Genomic DNA, 19201 nt, shown 5'->3' on the forward strand with positions numbered 1-19201 from the left:
CTGGATTTCCGAGTTGTGTTCGCTTATCCGTTTTGGACACGAGGTTCAGCACAGCCGGTGCTTCAATGAGTTCAATCGTCATCTCTGAAGTCGCATCGAAACTGTATGGCTTTTGGAAACGTCCTAAGTATTGATGGCTTCCAATGCCTAACATCAGCAAGACCACTGCTATTGTGGAAGTTGCAATTGCCCATGGTATGAGAGGTTTACCGCTGGACGGTGCAACAGGTTTAATGCGAGCGATTTCCAGCATGATATTCTCCGTGAAGTTCGGTGTGATTTTGAAGTTCTCTAAAGCGTCTCTTATCATTGGTTCTTCCTTTCTTAAACGCTGCTGTGCGCGACGAAGCCGACTCTTGATCGTGTTTGCGGATACACCTAAAAACGCCCCAATCTCTGTACACGACATCTCGCCGAAGTAGTGGAGTGTGATAACTGTGCATTCACTTTCTTGGAGTTTCGCCAGCAACTTTTTAACAACTTCACGTTGGGCATCTACGGCTGTGCGCTCGTTTTCCTCAATGACATACCCAGAATACGTTGCTTTTTGTAACGGATCGTTGTCCGTCTCCTCCAACTCCTCCAGCGGCTGCGTCCACAACCGTTTTTTACGGAGCCAAGAACTGCAGCGATTCGCGGCAATCACATAAAGCCAACTCACGAACCTTTGAGGCTTCTTCAGGGTTGCGAGTCTCTTATATGCATTCAGGAATGTGTCCTGCGTAATCTCCTCTGCGATGTGGAAGTCCCCGATTTTCCGCCACGCGAGTGCGTGAACCTGCTTTTGGTATTTTCTCACAAGCACGGAGAAGGCATTATCGTCGCCTGCGAGGACGCGCTGGATGAGTTTGGTATCATCGTTTTTCATGCGTCGCCTCCAAAAAGAAATAGTTTTATCAGTGGGCATTCGTATCTGGTGACGCTATTTAGGAGTGAAACGGGTGCATAATTCCGCGAAGAAAATCGGGGTGTGTTTGGATAAAGTGTTTTTTCGGACGCAACATTTATGGAAAGTAGTCCATCATCCGATTTGGCTTCTATTTCTTTTCGCCTTTTCGCAGAAGCGTAGGAGACGTAAGGTCCCATAGACGAATTGTACCATCTTCACTGCCACTTGCAAGCGTTACACCGTTTGGACTGAAGGCAACGCTCTTGACAGGTGCCGTGTGCCCTGTCAGGATTGCACGTTGTTCACCTGTTGCAGCATTCCAGAGACGGATGGTCTTGTCTGCGCTCCCACTTGCGAGTGTTCGTCCGTCAAGGCTGAAAGCAACGCTGAGAACCGGATCGGTATGTCCAGTGAGAATTTTCAGTTGCTGTCCGGTGGTTGTATCCCATAGTCGGACAATTTTGTCCCAACTTCCGCTTGCGAGTGTCTGTCCGTCGGGACTAAAAGCGACACTACGAACCCAGTCAGTGTGTCCTATGAGTCTTCCCAATTGCTTGCCCGTGGCAACATCCCAAAGTTGGATGGCGTAACCGCGCCCACTCGCTAATGTTTTTCCATCACTACTGAATACGACACTGAAAATATTATCCGTGTCCTCAGTAAGGGTTTTCATTTTTCTACCCGTTGCTACATCCCATAGATAGAGATTTCCATCTTCACTTCCACTTGCAAGTATTGTGCTATCAACACTGAAGGCAACAGTATTGACCCAATGTAAAGCATTAGCTGCATCTTCTCGTATTGCTCTGAGTTGCTCACCGGTGGCAGCGTCCCAGATGCAGATAGTTTCACGCTCGTTGATCCCGCCTGCAATCATCTGTCCATCTGGACTGAAGGCGATGCTATTGATATCCGCTGTGGAGTGCCCAGCAATATCTACCCAGAATAGTTTCTTCGTTTCTATCTTCTGTCCGGTGGTAGCATCCCAGAGTTGTATGGTGTTATCTCTATCGCTTGCGAGTGTTGCGCCATCGGGGCTGAACGCGACACTGCAGACTCCCCTCCTATTAGCGACTTCAATGGTGATGTGAGACAAATCTTGGGTGGAAGTTGTTTTCATGGCTAAAGACCATTAAATCATGGACACACGAACTTACCAAGAATTTTCCGCACAGACGCGCCTGTCGCGGAAGGTAAGTTTCCAGTCTGTCCGTGAAGTGACTCGTTTGCAAGAATTGCGAACGCGATTGCCTCTTTTGCATCCGCCGAGATGCCTGAGCTATCCACAGGTTCAACAATTGTATTCGCTAACACTTCGTTGAGGCATCGCATGATAGTCTGATTGTGTACCCCACCGCCGCTCACATAGAGTATGTCTATCGGGTTCTGTTCCGACACAAATTGCGAAATGTAAAGGGCAACCGTCTGAACTGTCAATTCGGTCAACGTCGCAATAGCGTCGTCTTCTGAGAGACTGTGTTCACGACATGCCGCCAAACATTCCATTGCGAAGGTGTGTCCGAACATCTCGCGTCCTGTGGTTTTTGGGGGTGATAGGTGGAAAAAAGGATGCTTTAACCATTCGTCAATGAGGGGTAGGTAAAAAGTGCCTTGCGCGGCACGCTGCCCGGCTTTGTCATAACGTTCTTTTCCATCCGTTATCTCGCTCACGACTGCGTCAACACACATATTTCCCGGTCCTGTGTCTGCTGCGGAAACCGAATCGAACGATCCGTTTGCCGGAAGCACTGTGAGGTTCGCGATCCCTCCGATGTTCAGGAGTCCTACTGTTTTAATACTATCATGGAACAGCAGATAGTCTGGATATGATACTAACGGTGCTCCTTGTCCGCCTGCTGCCATATCTGCCACCCGAAAGTCAGCAATGGTGGGAATACCGGTTTCGTGTGCGATGACGGCAGGTTCACCAATTTGAAGTGTTGACGGATATCGAGAAGCACTACAATCAATATTTGGATCTCTGGGTAGGTGGTGAATCGTTTGACCGTGTGAGCCGATGAGGTCAATGGCACTGGCGTGTATTCCATTTTTTTGTAGGATATGTTTGACAGCCTCCGCGAAAAGATGTCCGATATAAAAATTCATCTCACAAATATCGTCAACGCGGCTCGTATCGGGTTGGCAGAGAGCGAGGATCCGTGGTGGCACTTCGGGGGGGAAGGGAAACGTCTCAAAAGCGATCAAGTTCACTGTCGTTTCCAAGCCGTGCCCCGTAATTTCAACAACAGCTGCATCAATACCATCGACAGAGGTGCCGGACATCAGACCGATCACATATTTCTTATTTTTTTTCAGGAGTTCATAAAATTTTTTAATTTTTCCTTGCGGAGGAACAACGTGCATTTCGACTTTCACGAGTGTTCCGTAAATCCGCCCTCCAAATGTAAAGCAAAGACAAATTATGCCATTTAAGGAGAACCTAATTTCATTGCGGGCAATCCATTTTAAGATTCGCCTCAGAGATACACCCTCTTAAACGAAAACATCTTTAGCCAACTGCTAACTGCCAATCGCTAATTGCTTCTAATTGTAGGCGTGATATTGTTTTGTGTTTTCACACCATCTCTGGAGTTCTTCAGTCCACTGTGCTCGGATTGTATCTATCGATTTTTCTTTTAGCAGCGCGTCTCGAAGCCAACTGTTTCCTGCTAATCGATCAAAGTGCGCGGGTCGAAACGCAAAATGGTTTCTGTATTCGGTGGTTAATGTGGATAACATGTGGATAACCGTCTCCACTGGAAGGAAGCCTTCTCTATCGGTAATGTGAATTGCAACGCCACTGCATGTCTGTTTCGCGTGCTTTGTGTTTTCAGCGGCTGGAGCAGGTGTAAAGACGACGGGGCGGAACAGAACACCCGGTAGACACAATGCATTTAGTATTTCAGCCCATTTTTCGCCGTTGCACCAAGGCGCGCCGATGTATTCAAATGGGTTTGTCGTTCCTCTGCCCTCGCTCATATTTGTTCCTTCAAACAAGCATAAGCCGGGATAGAGGACTGCGGTTGTGAGTGTCGGCATATTCGGTGAGGGTGGCACCCACTGCAAGCCCGTGTCATCGTACCACATGCCGCGTTCGTATCCTTGCATCCATGCAACCTTTAGACGACACGCGGGGACACGCTCTGCCTTCAACAGTGTTGCTAATTCGCCGATTGTCAATCCGTAACGGATAGGCACTGTGTGTATGCCGACAAACGATTCAAACCCGCGTTCCAAGACCGGTCCCTCCACGACATTGCACGTAATCGGATTCGGACGATCTGTGACGACGAACTCGATGCCGTGATCGCTTGCGGCTTCCATTGCATGGAGCAGCGTCGAAATATAGGTATAGTAACGCGCACCGACATCCTGCATATCGTAGATAAGCAGATCAATCCCTTCAAGTTGGCTCGCTGATGGACGAATTGATTGACCGTATAGACTATAGACCGGAACGTTCGTGAGGTCAGGGGTTTTTGCTTGAGTGTTTCTTCGCGATGGGTTCCCGTCCGAGACATTGAGACTGTCGATAGCGATGCCGTCTTGAACCGCGCCCCAGAACCCATGCTCTGGAGAAAAGACCGCAGACAACCGACACGATGGTGCCTCCGCGAAAAGTCGATAATTGCTCCGTAAGGTGGCATCAACGCCTGTATGGTTTGTAATCAGACCAATTGATTTTCCTCGAATCCAGTCGCGTTTCTCTCTGAGAAGGACATTCAACCCCAATTCAACTTTTTGCTGTTGTGCTGTGGCAGACATTTTTTTGTGTTTGGATGAAAGGATGGGTCCCCTCCTTTCCATCCTTCCTCTCCGTTCATTCCAATCTTTTAACCGACTGCCGATGGCTGACTGCTGAAGGCTATTAAGTGGAAGATTTTTCGGAATTCGATGATGCCACGCCGATCGGCATCGGGATGCACCCGATTTGTCAACAGAATCGCTGCAAGTTTTCTTTTTAAACAGATTCGTATTGAAGTGCCAGTGAATCCGGTGTGGTAGAGACAACCGTCATCTGCCAAAGCCCAGCCAATACCCCGGCGTTCTCCTTCCGCTGAAGCGACCTGTTGCATCGTAGAGAGGCTCTCCGGACGTAAGAGTTGCCCACCATTTCTCATGAGCGTTCTGCAGAGCTTACCGAGATCCGTTGATGTAGAAAAGAGTCCTGCATTGCCGGAAACGCCACCAAGGAAATGCGCGTTCTCATCGTGGACTTGCCCCATGATGATGCCTTCTCGCCAATCATAGCGTTCGTAGTTCACCATCCGGCGTTCAAAACTGTTGGAATCCTCAGTGGCTGCACACTGTTCACGCCATGTGTGTGGCGGGTTGAACCGCGTCCATTCCATACCGAGCGTCCCGAAAATCCGATCGTATGCCAGTTTATCCAACGATTGTCCCGCGACGCTTTCAAGGAGCGCGCCTAACACGATATACCCCAAGCAACTATACACGGCTTTTTTCCCTGGTTGAGATTCCAGTGGCACCCCTCCGAGATAGGAGATGACATCCTTTCGTGATGGTGCACGCAGATAAACAGGCAACCACGCCGGGAGTCCGGAGGTATGTGTCAGCAGATGTTTAAGCGTCACCCCTTTCTGCTTGAACTCCGGTAGGTATTTCTCTGCAGGCGTATCTAACGAGAGTTTGCCGCTCTCAACGAACTGCATGCAAAGTGTCCCTACAACAATCGGTTTCGTCAGCGACGCTAAGTCGAAAACGGTCGTGTGAAGCATCGGTAGTTTTTTCGGTTTCACACATCGATAACCAAACGCTTCGTGGTAAAGCACCTTTTTATCCGTAAGAATACAGGCAACAGCACCCGGAAACACCTTCTCGGAGATGCTATTCTCAATAAGGTTTTTTAAATTTACCTTGCGGTCAAATGACGTGGGAGTAGAACTTGACATTTTTCTATAAGAATCCCTCCTCCATTTCATGACGGACGACGCGGTTTGGACAGTGTTTAAGTATGTGCCTCTTTTGAGTTGACGACACGCTACTGATATGATACACTATCTATTGTGTTTTGGTAAGTGTTTTTTCACCTGCAAGTAGGTTTTCAAACGATGAGGCACGGAGAATTGGATCATGGCGTTATGCCCAAAAGAACTTCAGGAAATCATAACAACTGAAAAACCTTGGGGGCGTTTCATACAATACGTCCTCAATCAGCCTGTTACCGTCAAAATTTTAGAAATTCGGGCAGGCGAGCAGGTGAGTTATCAGTATCACCACCATCGAAGTGAGTTGTGGATTCCGCTTGATGAGGGTGCTTGTGTAAACCTTGATGGCACCCTTCAACGTCCCGCACCTATGGAACCGGTGTTTATTCCACAAGGTGCTAAACATCAACTCATTGGTGAATCTAAAGACTATCGGATACTCGAAATTGCGTTAGGCCACTTTGACGAAGAAGATATCGTTCGTCTTTCAGACAAGTATGGCAGAATGTAGGTTTTTAATTGATGGACTCCTGGGCCGTTCTCCCTTTCATTACGAGCGGTTTTCTGGTCAGTTACCGGTTAAATATGAGTCCTAATCGCGTAGCCTGCAACAACGGCGCAGGCGACTCGAACGCGAAAAGCGTCATGTTACAAACGTCGTTACCTATCCGCAAGGTATAATTAAAAATTGGACGGTAAGCTACATTTTTCAGTTGACGATGGAAGGGTTGGTTTGCTCCCGCAGGCGGCACAGCAGAAGGTTGATACCGCTTTGCAAAAGATTCATCTTCTCTTTCAGGATGAGACAGAAGCATCACTTGCCGAATTGGAGCGTGGGCTTCGTGCGTGGACCCGAAGTCATCTCCAGTCCGAGGATATTGCTCAGGTCGCGGCATTAGCCACACGCGCGCGTGAGGCGTTTTCGGTGTTAGTTACCATTGGGGTTGGGGGTTCCGACCTGAGTGCCCGCGTCTTTCACGATTCCTTCAACCATCCCTATCATAACTTGTTGTCGGTTGAAGAACGAGGCGGTGCCCCCGAAGTCTATTTCACAGGTGATACCTTCGATCCACGCAAACTTGCTGGCTTACTTGAAATGCTCAAATCAAGAAACCTCCTTGATAAGACGCTTTTCAATGTCATTAGCAAATCCGGGACAACGGCCGAAACGATGGCGACATTGATGATTATCCGTGATGCGCTTGATGATGTAAACTGGCATAAACAAATCCTCGCGACGACCGGATTAACCGTCGACAGTGTGCTCTTCCGAATACATAAGCAATCACCCTTCTACGGGGACCCACTGCTTCCTGTTCCTGATGGCGTTGGGGGACGGTTTTCAGCTTTCTCTCCAGTTGGGTTGTTCTTTCTCGCTATGACGGCAGGAAAGGACGAGACTCCCGATACCCGAATTCGTGCCGCTGTCGAAGGGGTGAGTCAGGCGCATGAAGACTTTAATCTCGATTATAACCATCAGGATAACATGGCATATCAATTGGCACGATGGATTCATCTTTCTGAAGAAACTAACGGAACCAAGGACCCAAGTAAAAACACCATTGTTTTTTACAACTACGCTGACAGTAGTTGCCTTGGTGAATGGCTTGTCCAACTTTATACGGAATCTATTCAGGAACGCCGGGGCGGTGCTAATGTCATAAATGCAAAGGGACCCACGAGTAATCACTCTATTCTCAACGGTATTATCGCCGGTCCCAGAGATAAAGTCGTTTTATTTATCCATTGGGAGGAACTTGGTCCCGATTTAGGACTACCGACAGAGACTGGAATGGACAGCAAGTTAACCGAGTTGGAAGGTTTATCCATGACGCACATGCAGACTGCTTCGTATCGCGGGACGGCTTTAGATTTGAGTGAGAACGGGGTCCCGAATGCAACGCTAACGATCTCGAAGCGGGATATTCGGTCTGTTTGCCGGTTAATGCGCCTCTTAATGGACACGATTGCCGTGAAAGGCAGGCTCCAGGGATTACATCTTGACAATGATGACGGGAGTGAGTTAACATACCTGCAAGATGGTGTAGAAGGCTATAAACGAAATTTCCGATCTTTTTTAGAGTCTTGAAAAAAATGAGAAATAGACTCTCAGGTTTACGATTCCATGATAAAATATTTATCGCTTACGGCTTCGTCTTCCTTGTCATGTTTGGCGTTGTCTTTGGGAGTACCAGTTTCCTGATTCGGCTCGCTTTTAAAAGGGAAATTGACTCTTATGTTGAGAGGGTTCAAGCGCAAATTTCAAACAGTTATCGAAAGTTGCTCAACAAAGTTCAGAAAGAAGTCCACGCCACAGCCACTGATGTGAGACTGCACCGCGTCATAGAAAGCGAGTCGCGCTTCCCTTATCTACCAGCACCGGAGTTCGATCTCTTAGAGTATGGGACCGCGGATGGAAGGCTGCTATATCCAGACACAAGGGTAGGACAGAGGACGCGAACATATAATTCGTTGGACGACGAAGAGGGATATATACAACTCAGAATTATTCCGCTGCAGAGCGATTTGGGGTTGCAGTATGTGGTTCAGGTAACAGAAGCAGGCGAATGGGGATTTGTGACAGGGGGTTACCTCTTGCAGAAGTGGCTGGAGACGACCCAAACGAGCCTCCAATCTGATGAGCATCCTATCTTCCTTGTAGGAAAGACACAAAGTTCGGAGACGACCTCCTTCGACACCGAGCTGGAGACGACAGCGGCAGAGGATTGGCTCCCGCTAAATTACGCTTCTCAGACAGCGCAAGGGAGAGGATGGTTTAAATCACTTCCGCGTTGGCTTCCAGAACAAAAAATCTTTTTGCAGGGAACAGAAGAGACCGGTGGACGGGCTTTTACCGCTTTTCGGATAACACCTTTCAACTCACCCTTCGCGACGACGCGCGCGACCCCCGCTGTCGGTCTAATCGTGGCATATTCGCATGAACGTCAGATGAAATGGCAGCAGCAACTTACGATTACACTGCTTTTGAGTGGTATCGGTGGACTCGCGTTAGTTTATCTCATCAGTTATATCATTAGTCGTCGGATTACCCGTCCGATCGCGGTGCTGCGTGAGGGGGTCAGCCATATCGCTGCAGGTGATCTGGACCATCGCGTTAAAATCCAATCGCGTAACGAGGTGGGGCAGCTTGCTGAAGGGTTCAACCAAATGGCGCAGGACCTGAAGCAGAGCATGGAGGAGCGCATGGCGGCAGAACGTGCCGCGACGTGGAGAGATGCCGCTCGACAAGTAGCACACGAAGTTAAAAACCCGCTCTTTCCGATTCGGCTCTCCGTTGAAAACCTACAGCAGGCGAAATCCAACCCTGAGGTCTTTGAGCAAATATTCAGTGAATGTACGGACACAGTCATTGAAGAGGTCGATCGGATCGGTAAACTCATAGACGAGTTCCATCAATTCGCGCGAATGCCGAAGCCTCAGCGAAAATGGAGCCAATTGAATGACATTGTGAGATCTGTTCTAACATTATACACCGGTAGACACATAACCGACCTTGCGCAGGAAAATGAAGGGACACCGATGAGTTCAGAGCAGGTGGACTCGGTGCTACAAGATTCTACTGAGAAGTTCTGGCTTGAAAATATCTCGAAAATTAAAGTTAGGACTGAGTTAGATCCGCTCCCTCGACTTTTAGTTGATCCGGAACAGATGACACAAGCACTTGGCAATCTCCTGAAAAATGCAATTGAAGCGATGCCTGCGGGCGGATTGCTTAAGGTGAAAACCTATTTCACACCAAAGGGCAGTCAATCCTCGGTTTCTGTCGACAGTCTCTCAGAATACGTTTTGACGGGAGAAGATGATAACGATCGCCATACACCAAGTAGCCGTCAGCGAGAGAATCTTACGGCAGATGAAAACGATAGCGACAGCCGTGCACCGAAAGCCATTAATGGCACGGTTTCGCTGGAAATTCAAGATACAGGGCACGGTATGTCCGAGGAGACGATGGCGAATCTCTTTGTGCCTTATTACACGACAAAGTCGGAGGCGAATGGTAGAGGACTCGGTGTGCCAATTGTTAGGAGGATTGTCACAGAACACGGTGCCGATATAGACTTCCAAAGTGCTGAAGGCGAAGGCACAACCGTCCGTATCCATTTTTCCCACAATCAAGAAACTCGCTCCGAGGCGTTTACATCAGCGACTCAAGAATTCATACCACGCACGAGCTTGGTTACTGAACTGGAAACCGAAGATCCGACGGTAGGCGTTAAAGACTGAACCTACTCCCTGTTGGCTGCACTGCTATAGAGTGTCCGTTTGAGAAAACCAACTATCTGTCCGAAATAAAATTAGGTTTCCTTAGAGGGCATAATTTGTTTTTTGCTTTACATTTGACGGGTGGTCACCAGCACCGTAATTAAAAATATGGAAACTATTCTGATTGTAGATGACGAAAAAAATACGCTTAAGATGTTGTCCCAAGGACTCAAGATGCGCGGGTATCAGGCTCTTACAGCTGCGAGTGGTGAAGAAGCATTGCAACAGTGCATCAAGTCCGATGTGGATCTTGTGCTGTTAGATATCCGCATGGAAAATGGAATGGATGGTGTTCAGACGCTTGTAAAACTTCGTGAACGCTACCCGGAATTAAATGTAGTAATGATGTCTGCACAGCAAGATATTGAAATTGCTGTTAAAACAATGGAGCTCGGTGCGAAGCGGTATATTACAAAACCGATCAGTATTGATAAAATTCTCTCCAGTGTCCAACCGTTTTTAGATATATCGCGCTTATCGCAAGAAAATGAGATTCTGAAATCACAAATTACACCCGCCGACGAAATGGTAGGTGAGAGTGCCGTTATTTCGCATCTCCGCTTGCAGATTCAGCGGGTCGCGGGAAGCAAACTCGGTGTCTTAATCTCTGGCGAGAATGGCACGGGTAAGCAACTTGTTGCGAATGCGATCCATCGACAGAGCAGACGTGCCGCGAAAACCTTCATCCCCCTCAACTGCGCCGCTTTACCCGATGAACTCATTGAGAGTGAACTCTTTGGACATGAACGCGGCGCATTCACCGGTGCTGACTCGCGAAGGCAGGGGCGCTTTGAACTCGCTCATGGTGGCACGATCTTCCTTGATGAAATTGGCGATATGAGTTTAAAAGCGCAGGCAAAGGTTCTTCGCGTCATTGAAACCGGCGAAGTTGAACGGCTCGGAGGAAATCAGATTCGGACGGTAGATGTGCGAATTATCGCAGCGACGAACAAACACCTCCCCGAGGAAATTGAGAAGGGGCGGTTTCGGCGGGATCTTTTCTATCGACTTAATGTCGTGCCTATTACCGTTCCACCGCTCCGAGAACGGACAGAGGATATTCCCCTGTTAGTAAAATACTTCGCCGAGCGTTTACAACTCAATATTGCATCCACCCCGAAAGTCATTGATCCAGGGGCTTATGCTGTGTTTCAAAATTACAGTTGGCCCGGGAACATCCGGGAGTTGAAAAACATCGTTGAACGCCTCCTTATTATGGTAAATCGAGAGGTCGTCATGGCACCCGATGTCGCCGAGGCTTTGTCATTGGTGCGGCAATCCACGTCCTCGTATTCATCGCCTGTAGCGGATGGAGCACTCAACCCCTACGATCAAGGTACCTTGCAGTCCTCTCTCGGGATACCGCTCTACAAACCCGGAACGACGCTGAGTAAAATGATGGATGCTGCCGAAGCGCAATGTATCCTTGCGGCTTTGGAAGAGAATAAGTGGAACATCCGACGGACCGCAGAAGCATTAAAGGTGGAGCGGAGTAACTTGTACAAAAAGATGAACCGGTATGGCATTTCTCGACCGAGTTCTGCGAGTTGAATTGTAGGAGGGAACTCCGATTCCCGACTGTTACCATGCTACAGAAAAACATCAACGAAAATAACGGGATGACTCGACTTCAACTGCTCATCCTTGTTATTATAGCCATTATCATTGTGGCACTTTCTTTCCCACCGTGGCAGGAGTATCGAAAGGTGAGCGCGGCGGATATAGATGTCGAAACCATTGCTGTTGCCATCAAGAAGTACTTCAAGCACACCGGTGGGTATCCAACGAATTTAGGTGCTTTGGTGACGGATACTGGCATTGAAGGATGGCGTGGTAACTATCTGGAGTCTATTCCTGAAACACCTTGGGGTGGGAATTATGTTCTCCAGCAAGATGCCTATAAGGTGGGGATTGCAAAAAATCACCCGCGTGTCCCTGAAAAATATCGCATCGGTGGTGTCGCGGAGATTAGTAGAGTCTACCATGCGGACGCGCGCCTCGGTGAAAAGTATTGGTGGTAGTTAGTTAGCAGTCGTCAGTTGTCGGTTAAAGACGGGACAGGTTAACCGATGACCCTCTTCCGAAGACCAATAACCGGTAAAAAATATGTGGGTCTTTATTCTCCTTTTTGGTTTGGCAGTCGGCAGTTTTCTCAATGTATGTATCTACCGTATTCCGCTCCCAGACGTGTCGATTCATTCCCCACGTCGCTCTTTTTGCCCTGAATGTAATGAACCGATAAACTTTTACGACAACATTCCGGTTTTAAGTTATCTGCTTTTGCTGGGAAGGTGTCGGTCTTGTAAGGCGAAGATTTCCGTTATATACCCGTTGGTTGAGTTAGCGACGGCTGCCCTGTTTCTACTCATGTTCTACCAGTTCGGGTTAACCCTCGAATTTCTACTCGCAATCGCCTTCATTGCTGTGTTGTTGCCGATCTCTGTCATCGATGCCAGGCACTACATTATTCCAAATGTCCTCATCGTGACGGGGTTGATTCTCGGTTTGGTGATTGTCTGTGGGATCGCGTATCAGCGTGCCGATGTTTGGTATCTGCTTACACGTCTCATCGGTGCCGTTGCTGGATGGACGGTGTTATGGTTGATCGCCGTAATTGGGAGCGCGATCTTACGCAAGAAAGCAATGGGCGGTGGCGACCTCAAACTGATGGCACTCAACGGATTGTTCCTCGGTGCGTGGCCCGAACTCCTGATGGTGATCGCCTTCTCTGCCCTAAGTGGAGCAATCGTCGGGAGTGCCTTGATTCTCTCCGGACGCAAAAGTCGGCAGAGTCCTATCCCGTATGGACCCTTCCTTGCAGGTGCCGCTGTGCTTGTGCTTCTATGGGGAGACACGCTCTGGAGTACCTATTTGCGGTTCGTTGGCTGGCATTAAAAGTAGCAGGCACACGCCGTGTGCTGTAGCCATCTAATGCTATGGAGAAAATATGATGTTTATCCCTGCTGGTAATTTCGATATGGGAATCAGAACCAACGATAACGATGGGGAAGACGATGAAAAACCCAGGCACACTGTCTACCTTTTTTACGGATGTTAAAAGCGTCCGTGTGTTGCGCGGCGGCTCTTGGGTAAGTAACGCCAAGTTTGTGCGAGTTTCCGATCGCACACGGTTCACCCCTCGGATTACAAACAAGGCTCGCGGTTTCCGCTGTGTGAGACCTGTAACACCTTAATTCGGAGTTGGCGAATTACGAGAAAACCGGCATCTTGCAATTAACGGGTCAGTAGGGTATAATTAAATCCAATAAGGAGGATCTGAGTTATGGATGTTAAAGACGCAATTCTTTCACGACGCACCATTTTTAAGTTTAAACCGGAACCGGTGCCGAACGATGTCATCGAACAGGTTTTCAGCTTTGGGATATGGGCACCCAATCACCATGTCACAGAGCCGTGGCGGTTCACTGTCATCGGTGAGGAGACGAAACTGATTCTTGCAGACCGCTACCGCGAAATTAAGATTGAGGATACCCCCGATCACGTTGATGCCGAGAATCTTGCCAAAATCGGTGAATTGGCTTACGAGAAATTCATGTCCAAGCCGACGATTATTGCCGTGTCATGCCTACAGGAGGGTGATGAGCAACGTCGACGGGAAGATTATGCCGCTGCCTGCTGTGCGGTGCAGAACGTCCAGCTCGCTGCATGGGATGCTGGCGTCGGAATGCAGTGGAGCACCGGCAGAATTACGCTTGAAGAGCAGACGTATCAATTGCTCGGAATTGATACGTCACAAGAGTACATCATCGGCTTCTTCTACACAGGGTATCCCGCCGACATCGGCGCACCGAAACGACAACCCGCAGGCGAGTTTATCCGCTGGGTGGCATAAAAGCCGTCGGCAATCAGTCATCAGCGGTCAGTAAGAGGGAATTAGGTGTCGAACGCCCCGACTGCTGACAACTATTTCAGTCGATACGCTGCCGTGGCGTTCTCATGGAAGAACTTTGCCTTGACTGCATCGCCTTTCGCACTAAAGTAGTCATTCACAAGCTGCTGCACGACTTTATACGGCGCGAAACGTTCAGATACGGGCCAATTACTCCCGTAGATGAGCCTATCCTCACCAAATGCCTCCCATAATACATCTATTGTTGGGGTGTAATAGGCGACATCCGTCGGCGCGGGGATTTGTCCCGTGTGTTCTGCGAGTCCAGATACCTTGCAATAGATGTTTGGGTAGCGAGCGACTTCATGGATTGCGGAAACCCAACCCGGATCGGGTGGCTGTTCTGATATTCGCGCACCCGCGATGTGGTTGATGACGATGTGCATTTCTGGGGTATGCTCAACCAAGGTTGGCAAAACGGATAACATCTCAGGATTAATCAACAGGTCCAAAGTGAGTGCTTTCGCTGCCAACTTTTCAATATTGGCTAAGAACGTGTCGTCACCGATGGCACGTAGGTGTCCCCCGCCGAGGCGTATTCCGCGAAAGAGTGGATTCGCAGAAAACCTTGACAGAGACGCTTCAAAATCCGCTGCGTCGGGCTCTAAGTGTCCAACGAACCCAACAATGAAAGGCTCATCTGCGGCGAGGTCGAGAATCCACTGGTTGTCTTCAAGCCATTTGCTCGCCTCAACGACGACAGTGCCTGTCGCACCTTCGGGGACAGCGAGTGCTTTGTAGTCTTCCGGCATAACCTTTCGGTAAAGCACGTCATCATCTGGGTTCGGCCACGGAACGCCTTCGGGGCGCGTTGGATCGTAGAAATGTGTATGTGTATCAATAATCATTTTTTAATTTTTCCTTTTATCGTAATAGGGCTCTTAACCTGTTTGCTGTTTGGATGTAATCCTTCTGATCAGGCACAGCAACAGAAGCGGGAACTGCAACGTGATGTGTTGAAGCTCAGAATGGGACAGGCACTCAATCCGACAGATGCGGAAGGGTATATTCAACTCGGCATAGCCTATCGTGAACTCGGTGAATATGAGAATGCTATGGACGCTTTCCAAAATGCTATTGTACTTGATGACCAGCACCATCACGCCTATAACAATCTCGGTTTGGTTTACACCGACCTCGGCTTGTTTGTCCCTGCGATTGAGACGTTCCACACTGCGCTTGAGTTATCCCCGGGAAACCCCGCCTTCTACAACAATCTCGGCTATGCTTACGACATGACAGACCAGTTCGACGAGGCACTTGCCGCCTTCCAAAACGCTATTGAGACGGAACCAACCTTTGCCGATGCTTACTACAATATGGCGGGTGCCTATCTCCAACGCGAAATGTATCAGGAGGCTATCCAAAATTACAAGGCAGCCCTCGAAATAGAGGAAGGGGACGCTGATACCTATTTTAACCTCGGTCTCGCTTACGAGGAGAACGGGGAATTCCTCCCCGCTATCCAATCCTACGAAAAAGGCTTATCCCTTGATGACAGCGATGCGGAAGCTTACTATCGTCTCGCACAGGCGTATGAAAAAAATGGCGATCCGCTCATGATGCGTCGCTATCTGGAGATTTTCTTGGAGCGCGCAAAGGGTGTCCCTTATCTTGAACAGCAGATCCGCACGGCTGAGGAGATGTTTGATAGATAGTACTTTCTAATTTTCCTTGCGGTTCGGTCAGGTGAATTTGCGCTTTCACGTGTCTTTTCGTGTATCCGCCCTCCACTACGTTACGGGCTTACGGTCCATTTTTATTTTTAAGATAGCAGCCTGCAACACCGGCGCAGGCGACTCTGAATCCGAAAACCGTTAGAGAACCTATCGCTTAATTTAACGCTTTGCGAATTATTAAAAGTCCTTCCGCAAAATCAGTAGGAATTCCGACTTCATTCCGTCTGGGTTCTTATTTTTCCGAGCACCGAAGAGTTTCCGCGTTTTAATCTTGTCCTCATAGACTTTTTCAAATACAAACCCGCGTTCCGTGAAATACTCCGCCAATATTCGCCACAATTCAACCATTATATCATCAACCCATGGATTACCGACGAAAATACAAGCGGCTGCGCCCGGTCTCAGTTGATTCATCGAATTTTCAAGTGCGTTGACTGTGTGGCAGAAATAGGAGTCGAGTCGTTTCTGTAGGTCGTCCCGTGTGAGCATCTTCCTGATTTTGTCCAACGTTTCCGTCTGAATCAGCCGATCTGCTTTCCGATACGGGATTTCAAGCCGCGATAATTCACGAATCTCTTCTTCGGTGTGTCCTAACCAGAAGAGGTCCATCTTTGTAGAACGGATGTATTCTTGGGCTTGGAGATACGGTGGCGATGTGATTAACGCATCGCAGTCTCTCGGCACAGGAGCATAGGACGAATCCACACCCCCATAAAATTCTACCTTCCCCAGATGTTCAAACTGGTTTTGTGTGTGCATCGTGAAGGTGTTGAGGTCTCTCAACGTCTTCAAGGAGAGACTGCGGGTCATCGCTTCCAACTGTTCTCTCCAATTTTCGTTGAGCAGTTCCTCTATAACCTTCAACTTACGCTGAGATCTGGCGAGCTTAGGCGTTCTGTCTTCTGTATAAGAGAAGCGTTTGCTAACCTTCAACAACGCGGATTTGATAATAGTTGAATAGATCCCACCATCTGTGTTGTGAATGAAACCCCAATACCGCGATAGCACGTCTAAGATTTCCGGCGCATACCAGTAGTCAACATTCGACCAATGCGGTGTGAACTCGTGTTTACTTTCTCGCATGCCCTCCAATCGTTTGTGCAAATTCGCTTCGCTGAGCAATTCTTTCCCACGATAGACCTTGAGTGGCATGATATGGTTCAAGAGTAGATTCAGATCGAGTAGAACGGCGTTGCGTTTACACAGATATGCCTCGACACCCACAGTCCCCGAACCGGCGAACGGGTCGATAATCCAATCCCCTTCCTTTGTGTAGGTGTTGATGGCGTACCGAACGACTTGCGGGATGAATTTCGCAGGATACGCGAAAATAGCGTGCGTCAGATAACCGGTATCGTTGATTTCAGGGACGAGTTCTCGGAACGAAACCAACGCTACTTCGTCAGATGTCGGGTCCTCTTTTAGAGTCTCGGATTCGTTATCTGAGGGGAAAAGCGTGAATTGTTCTGTTAAATTACGGTTTTTCATAGGCCGCTATGAGACACACTATTGCAGCTCTTCCTCTGTTAATTGGAAATCAAAGACCTCTTCGGCTGCTTCCGTTCCTTCAATTTCTTCATCGGTGAGCTGAAAATCAAAGACCGCTTCTCCTTCTTCGACTTCCGCCGTCTCTGTATCGGTTGGTGGAGTGCTTTCGAGTTGCTCCGTCGGTTGCGGTGTTTCCTGCGTTTCAAGCTTTGGAGAACTCGCACCGAGGATCGTTAATCCCACAATCCCGACAACGCAGAGGGTCGTAACCGTCAATGCGACGGGTCGCTTATAGAGGACGACACGCTCACTTTTGTCTAAGAACGGGAGGAACAGTAAGAGCACCATACCGACCGTCGGAATGACAAACGTTCCAACGATTTCGAGCGGACCTTGGAAATACTTCAGGAGTTGAAACAGGAATAGGAAATACCATTCGGGTCGCGGAGCATAATTCGCATTCGTTGGGTCGGCGACATCTTCAAGCGGAACAGGCACAAACAGCGCAACGGCTGCCAGAACTACAAAGAGGATTAGCATGCCGACAACGTCTTCAAAGACCTGATCCGGATAGAACGGTTTCCCTGCCTTCATCTCTTCTGAGGTGTTCTGTGGGGTACCTGAAGAACCGTAGTAGCGGACGAAGAAGAGGTGCACACCGACTAAACCGAAAGCCAGCCACGGTAACCAGATTGTATGGAGCGCGTAAAATCGAGACAGGGTCACCGCACCGATCTCGGTTCCACCGCGTAAGACCTTCGCAACAAAATCGCCCAAAATGGGGGCAGTGCTGGCGATTTCGACACCGACAACCGTTGCCCAGTATGCTTTCTCGTCCCATGGAAGGAGATAACCCGTGAATCCGAAACCGAGGACGACCAGCAGCAAGAGAACGCCGAATATCCAAGTCAATTCGCGCGGGGCTTTATATGAACCATAGAGGATGACGCGGAGCAGGTGCAGAAAGACGATGATGACCATCGCACTCGCACCCCAATGGTGCAACCCGCGAACGAATGATCCAAACGGCACCTCTTCGCTGATATACGTTACCGCATTGTGTGCATGCTCGGGTGAAGGCGAATAATATAACGCCAAAAATGCACCCGTAGCCGCCTGAAGCAGAAGCAGAAACATCGCCAAACTGCCCAGTGAGAAAAGCAAATTGATGTGTTTCGGTAGGGGTTTGCGTAGATGACGCTCGTTGAGAAATTGCCGCATTATGTTTCCTTCACATACAAAATGCCGGCTTCGACTTTCGTTTGTAGTTTCTGCAACGGACGCGGCGGCGGTCCGGCAACAACAATTCCGTTCCTGTCGAACACCGCGCCATGACACGGACAGAGAAAAGATTCCTTCTGTTCATCCCACCGAACAAGGCAACCCAAGTGTGAGCAGGTTCGCGAAAAGACCGTCCATTCCCCATTACCGGCATCCGTCAAATAGACAGAGCGTTTTTTTGTTGCCTTGACCCAGCCGTCTTTGGCAGTGAAGGTATAGTCCACTTTTTTAAAACGACTGTTTTTGAGTCGGTCGGCGAGCCCCAAATCAACCCATTTCGACTCCCCTTTTTTGAAGGCAGGCGAAATCGCAAAGCCGATGAGCGGAATGCCGGCGGCGAGGCTCAACACTCCTCCGATAAACGCTGTACCGATTTCTAAAAATGAGCGTCGGTTCCCCTGCTTTGCCATCCACTTTCTCCTTTTTTAATGATCATCAGTAGGGCTTTCTGATGAAGTTCAATAAAATATTTGGGTAATTCTATAAAGAACAGTTTTCAATCAAGAAGGCTCCATTATCCTGCAAATCCTTGAATCTTGTAAATCCTGATTCAGACAATGAACACCTACATTACCCGATTAAATTCTTAATCTTCATGCGAAAACCCTTTCAGTTATCAGTTTTCGGTTAAGAGGTTTTCGGTTAAGACAACCCTCTTGTGACCGATAACTGACAACCGACAACCGACAACTATTAAGGCTTTTTCCACGTTTGCCCTTCA

The 19201-nt window shown here is 48.7% G+C and carries 17 protein-coding genes; 9 read left to right on the forward strand and 8 right to left on the reverse strand.

Annotation, left to right across the window (positions count from 1 at the left end; all coding sequences use genetic code 11):
* Positions 1-1037: 1037 nt before the first annotated feature.
* From J4G07_10345 to J4G07_10360, 4 genes are all read right to left on the reverse strand, one after another.
* Positions 1038-2009, reverse strand: a complete 972-nt coding sequence (locus J4G07_10345) for a WD40 repeat domain-containing protein (GenBank protein ID MCE2414396.1) — start codon at positions 2007-2009, stop codon at positions 1038-1040.
* A 17-nt stretch (positions 2010-2026) separates the two neighbouring features.
* Complete coding sequence (locus tag J4G07_10350; protein ID MCE2414397.1) at positions 2027-3226, reverse strand: anhydro-N-acetylmuramic acid kinase; 1200 nt, start codon at positions 3224-3226, stop codon at positions 2027-2029.
* 207 nt (positions 3227-3433) lie between these two features.
* Positions 3434-4696: a DUF1343 domain-containing protein gene (locus tag J4G07_10355; protein ID MCE2414398.1), complete on the reverse strand. Its 1263-nt coding sequence runs from the start codon at positions 4694-4696 to the stop codon at positions 3434-3436.
* Between the two features lie 26 nt (positions 4697-4722).
* Positions 4723-5802, reverse strand: a complete 1080-nt coding sequence (locus tag J4G07_10360) for a beta-lactamase family protein (GenBank protein ID MCE2414399.1) — start codon at positions 5800-5802, stop codon at positions 4723-4725.
* Between the two features lie 181 nt (positions 5803-5983).
* Here J4G07_10360 and J4G07_10365 point away from each other — a divergent pair, with 181 nt between their 5' ends.
* The 8 genes from J4G07_10365 (at position 5984) to J4G07_10400 (ending at position 13975) form a co-directional block, all read left to right on the forward strand.
* Positions 5984-6349, forward strand: coding sequence for a phosphomannose isomerase type II C-terminal cupin domain (locus tag J4G07_10365; protein ID MCE2414400.1), 366 nt, complete (start codon positions 5984-5986; stop codon positions 6347-6349).
* Between the two features lie 177 nt (positions 6350-6526).
* Positions 6527-7927, forward strand: coding sequence for a hypothetical protein (locus J4G07_10370; GenBank protein MCE2414401.1), 1401 nt, complete (start codon positions 6527-6529; stop codon positions 7925-7927).
* Between the two features lie 5 nt (positions 7928-7932).
* The gene (locus J4G07_10375; GenBank protein MCE2414402.1) at positions 7933-10083 is read left to right on the forward strand and encodes a HAMP domain-containing protein; all 2151 of its coding nucleotides are present in this window, start codon (positions 7933-7935) and stop codon (positions 10081-10083) included.
* A gap of 147 nt (positions 10084-10230) precedes the next feature.
* A complete protein-coding gene (locus J4G07_10380; GenBank protein ID MCE2414403.1) occupies positions 10231-11673 on the forward strand; it encodes a sigma-54-dependent Fis family transcriptional regulator in 1443 nt (480 codons plus the stop codon).
* Positions 11674-11708: 35 nt separating this feature from the next.
* On the forward strand, positions 11709-12143 hold the full coding sequence (locus J4G07_10385; GenBank protein ID MCE2414404.1) for a type II secretion system protein GspG: 435 nt from the start codon (positions 11709-11711) through the stop codon (positions 12141-12143).
* 85 nt (positions 12144-12228) lie between these two features.
* A complete protein-coding gene (locus J4G07_10390) occupies positions 12229-13017 on the forward strand; it encodes a prepilin peptidase (protein MCE2414405.1) in 789 nt (262 codons plus the stop codon).
* A 119-nt stretch (positions 13018-13136) separates the two neighbouring features.
* The gene (locus J4G07_10395; GenBank protein MCE2414406.1) at positions 13137-13316 is read left to right on the forward strand and encodes an SUMF1/EgtB/PvdO family nonheme iron enzyme; all 180 of its coding nucleotides are present in this window, start codon (positions 13137-13139) and stop codon (positions 13314-13316) included.
* 89 nt (positions 13317-13405) lie between these two features.
* Positions 13406-13975, forward strand: coding sequence for a nitroreductase (locus J4G07_10400; protein MCE2414407.1), 570 nt, complete (start codon positions 13406-13408; stop codon positions 13973-13975).
* 71 nt (positions 13976-14046) lie between these two features.
* Here J4G07_10400 and J4G07_10405 read toward each other — a convergent pair whose 3' ends face one another.
* Positions 14047-14880: an amidohydrolase family protein gene (locus J4G07_10405; protein MCE2414408.1), complete on the reverse strand. Its 834-nt coding sequence runs from the start codon at positions 14878-14880 to the stop codon at positions 14047-14049.
* Positions 14881-14985: 105 nt separating this feature from the next.
* Here J4G07_10405 and J4G07_10410 point away from each other — a divergent pair, with 105 nt between their 5' ends.
* A complete protein-coding gene (locus J4G07_10410; protein ID MCE2414409.1) occupies positions 14986-15690 on the forward strand; it encodes a tetratricopeptide repeat protein in 705 nt (234 codons plus the stop codon).
* A gap of 198 nt (positions 15691-15888) precedes the next feature.
* Here J4G07_10410 and J4G07_10415 read toward each other — a convergent pair whose 3' ends face one another.
* From J4G07_10415 to J4G07_10425, 3 genes are read right to left on the reverse strand one after another with little or no spacing between them, the layout of a single operon-like run.
* The gene (locus J4G07_10415) at positions 15889-17199 is read right to left on the reverse strand and encodes an adenine specific DNA methylase Mod (GenBank protein MCE2414410.1); all 1311 of its coding nucleotides are present in this window, start codon (positions 17197-17199) and stop codon (positions 15889-15891) included.
* 18 nt (positions 17200-17217) lie between these two features.
* A complete protein-coding gene (locus J4G07_10420) occupies positions 17218-18420 on the reverse strand; it encodes a cytochrome bc complex cytochrome b subunit (GenBank protein MCE2414411.1) in 1203 nt (400 codons plus the stop codon).
* Positions 18420-18890, reverse strand: a complete 471-nt coding sequence (locus tag J4G07_10425; protein ID MCE2414412.1) for a ubiquinol-cytochrome c reductase iron-sulfur subunit — start codon at positions 18888-18890, stop codon at positions 18420-18422. Before J4G07_10425 ends, J4G07_10420 begins: the two co-directional genes overlap by 1 nt.
* Between the last annotated feature and the right edge of the window lie 311 nt (positions 18891-19201).

The organism is Candidatus Poribacteria bacterium (assembly GCA_021295715.1).
In the GTDB taxonomy this organism is placed as follows: Bacteria; Poribacteria; WGA-4E; order WGA-4E; family WGA-3G; genus WGA-3G.

Coding starts and splice junctions, on each gene's coding strand:
- J4G07_10415 (MCE2414410.1), bottom strand. CDS start 17,199: ATGAAAAACCGTAATTTAACAGAACAATTCACGCTTTTCCCCTCAGAT.
- J4G07_10395 (MCE2414406.1), top strand. CDS start 13,137: ATGAAAAACCCAGGCACACTGTCTACCTTTTTTACGGATGTTAAAAGC.
- J4G07_10400 (MCE2414407.1), top strand. CDS start 13,406: ATGGATGTTAAAGACGCAATTCTTTCACGACGCACCATTTTTAAGTTT.
- J4G07_10385 (MCE2414404.1), top strand. CDS start 11,709: ATGCTACAGAAAAACATCAACGAAAATAACGGGATGACTCGACTTCAA.
- J4G07_10360 (MCE2414399.1), bottom strand. CDS start 5,802: ATGTCAAGTTCTACTCCCACGTCATTTGACCGCAAGGTAAATTTAAAA.
- J4G07_10380 (MCE2414403.1), top strand. CDS start 10,231: ATGGAAACTATTCTGATTGTAGATGACGAAAAAAATACGCTTAAGATG.
- J4G07_10375 (MCE2414402.1), top strand. CDS start 7,933: ATGAGAAATAGACTCTCAGGTTTACGATTCCATGATAAAATATTTATC.
- J4G07_10405 (MCE2414408.1), bottom strand. CDS start 14,880: ATGATTATTGATACACATACACATTTCTACGATCCAACGCGCCCCGAA.
- J4G07_10390 (MCE2414405.1), top strand. CDS start 12,229: ATGTGGGTCTTTATTCTCCTTTTTGGTTTGGCAGTCGGCAGTTTTCTC.
- J4G07_10355 (MCE2414398.1), bottom strand. CDS start 4,696: ATGGAAAGGAGGGGACCCATCCTTTCATCCAAACACAAAAAAATGTCT.
- J4G07_10425 (MCE2414412.1), bottom strand. CDS start 18,890: ATGGCAAAGCAGGGGAACCGACGCTCATTTTTAGAAATCGGTACAGCG.
- J4G07_10365 (MCE2414400.1), top strand. CDS start 5,984: ATGGCGTTATGCCCAAAAGAACTTCAGGAAATCATAACAACTGAAAAA.
- J4G07_10345 (MCE2414396.1), bottom strand. CDS start 2,009: ATGAAAACAACTTCCACCCAAGATTTGTCTCACATCACCATTGAAGTC.
- J4G07_10420 (MCE2414411.1), bottom strand. CDS start 18,420: ATGCGGCAATTTCTCAACGAGCGTCATCTACGCAAACCCCTACCGAAA.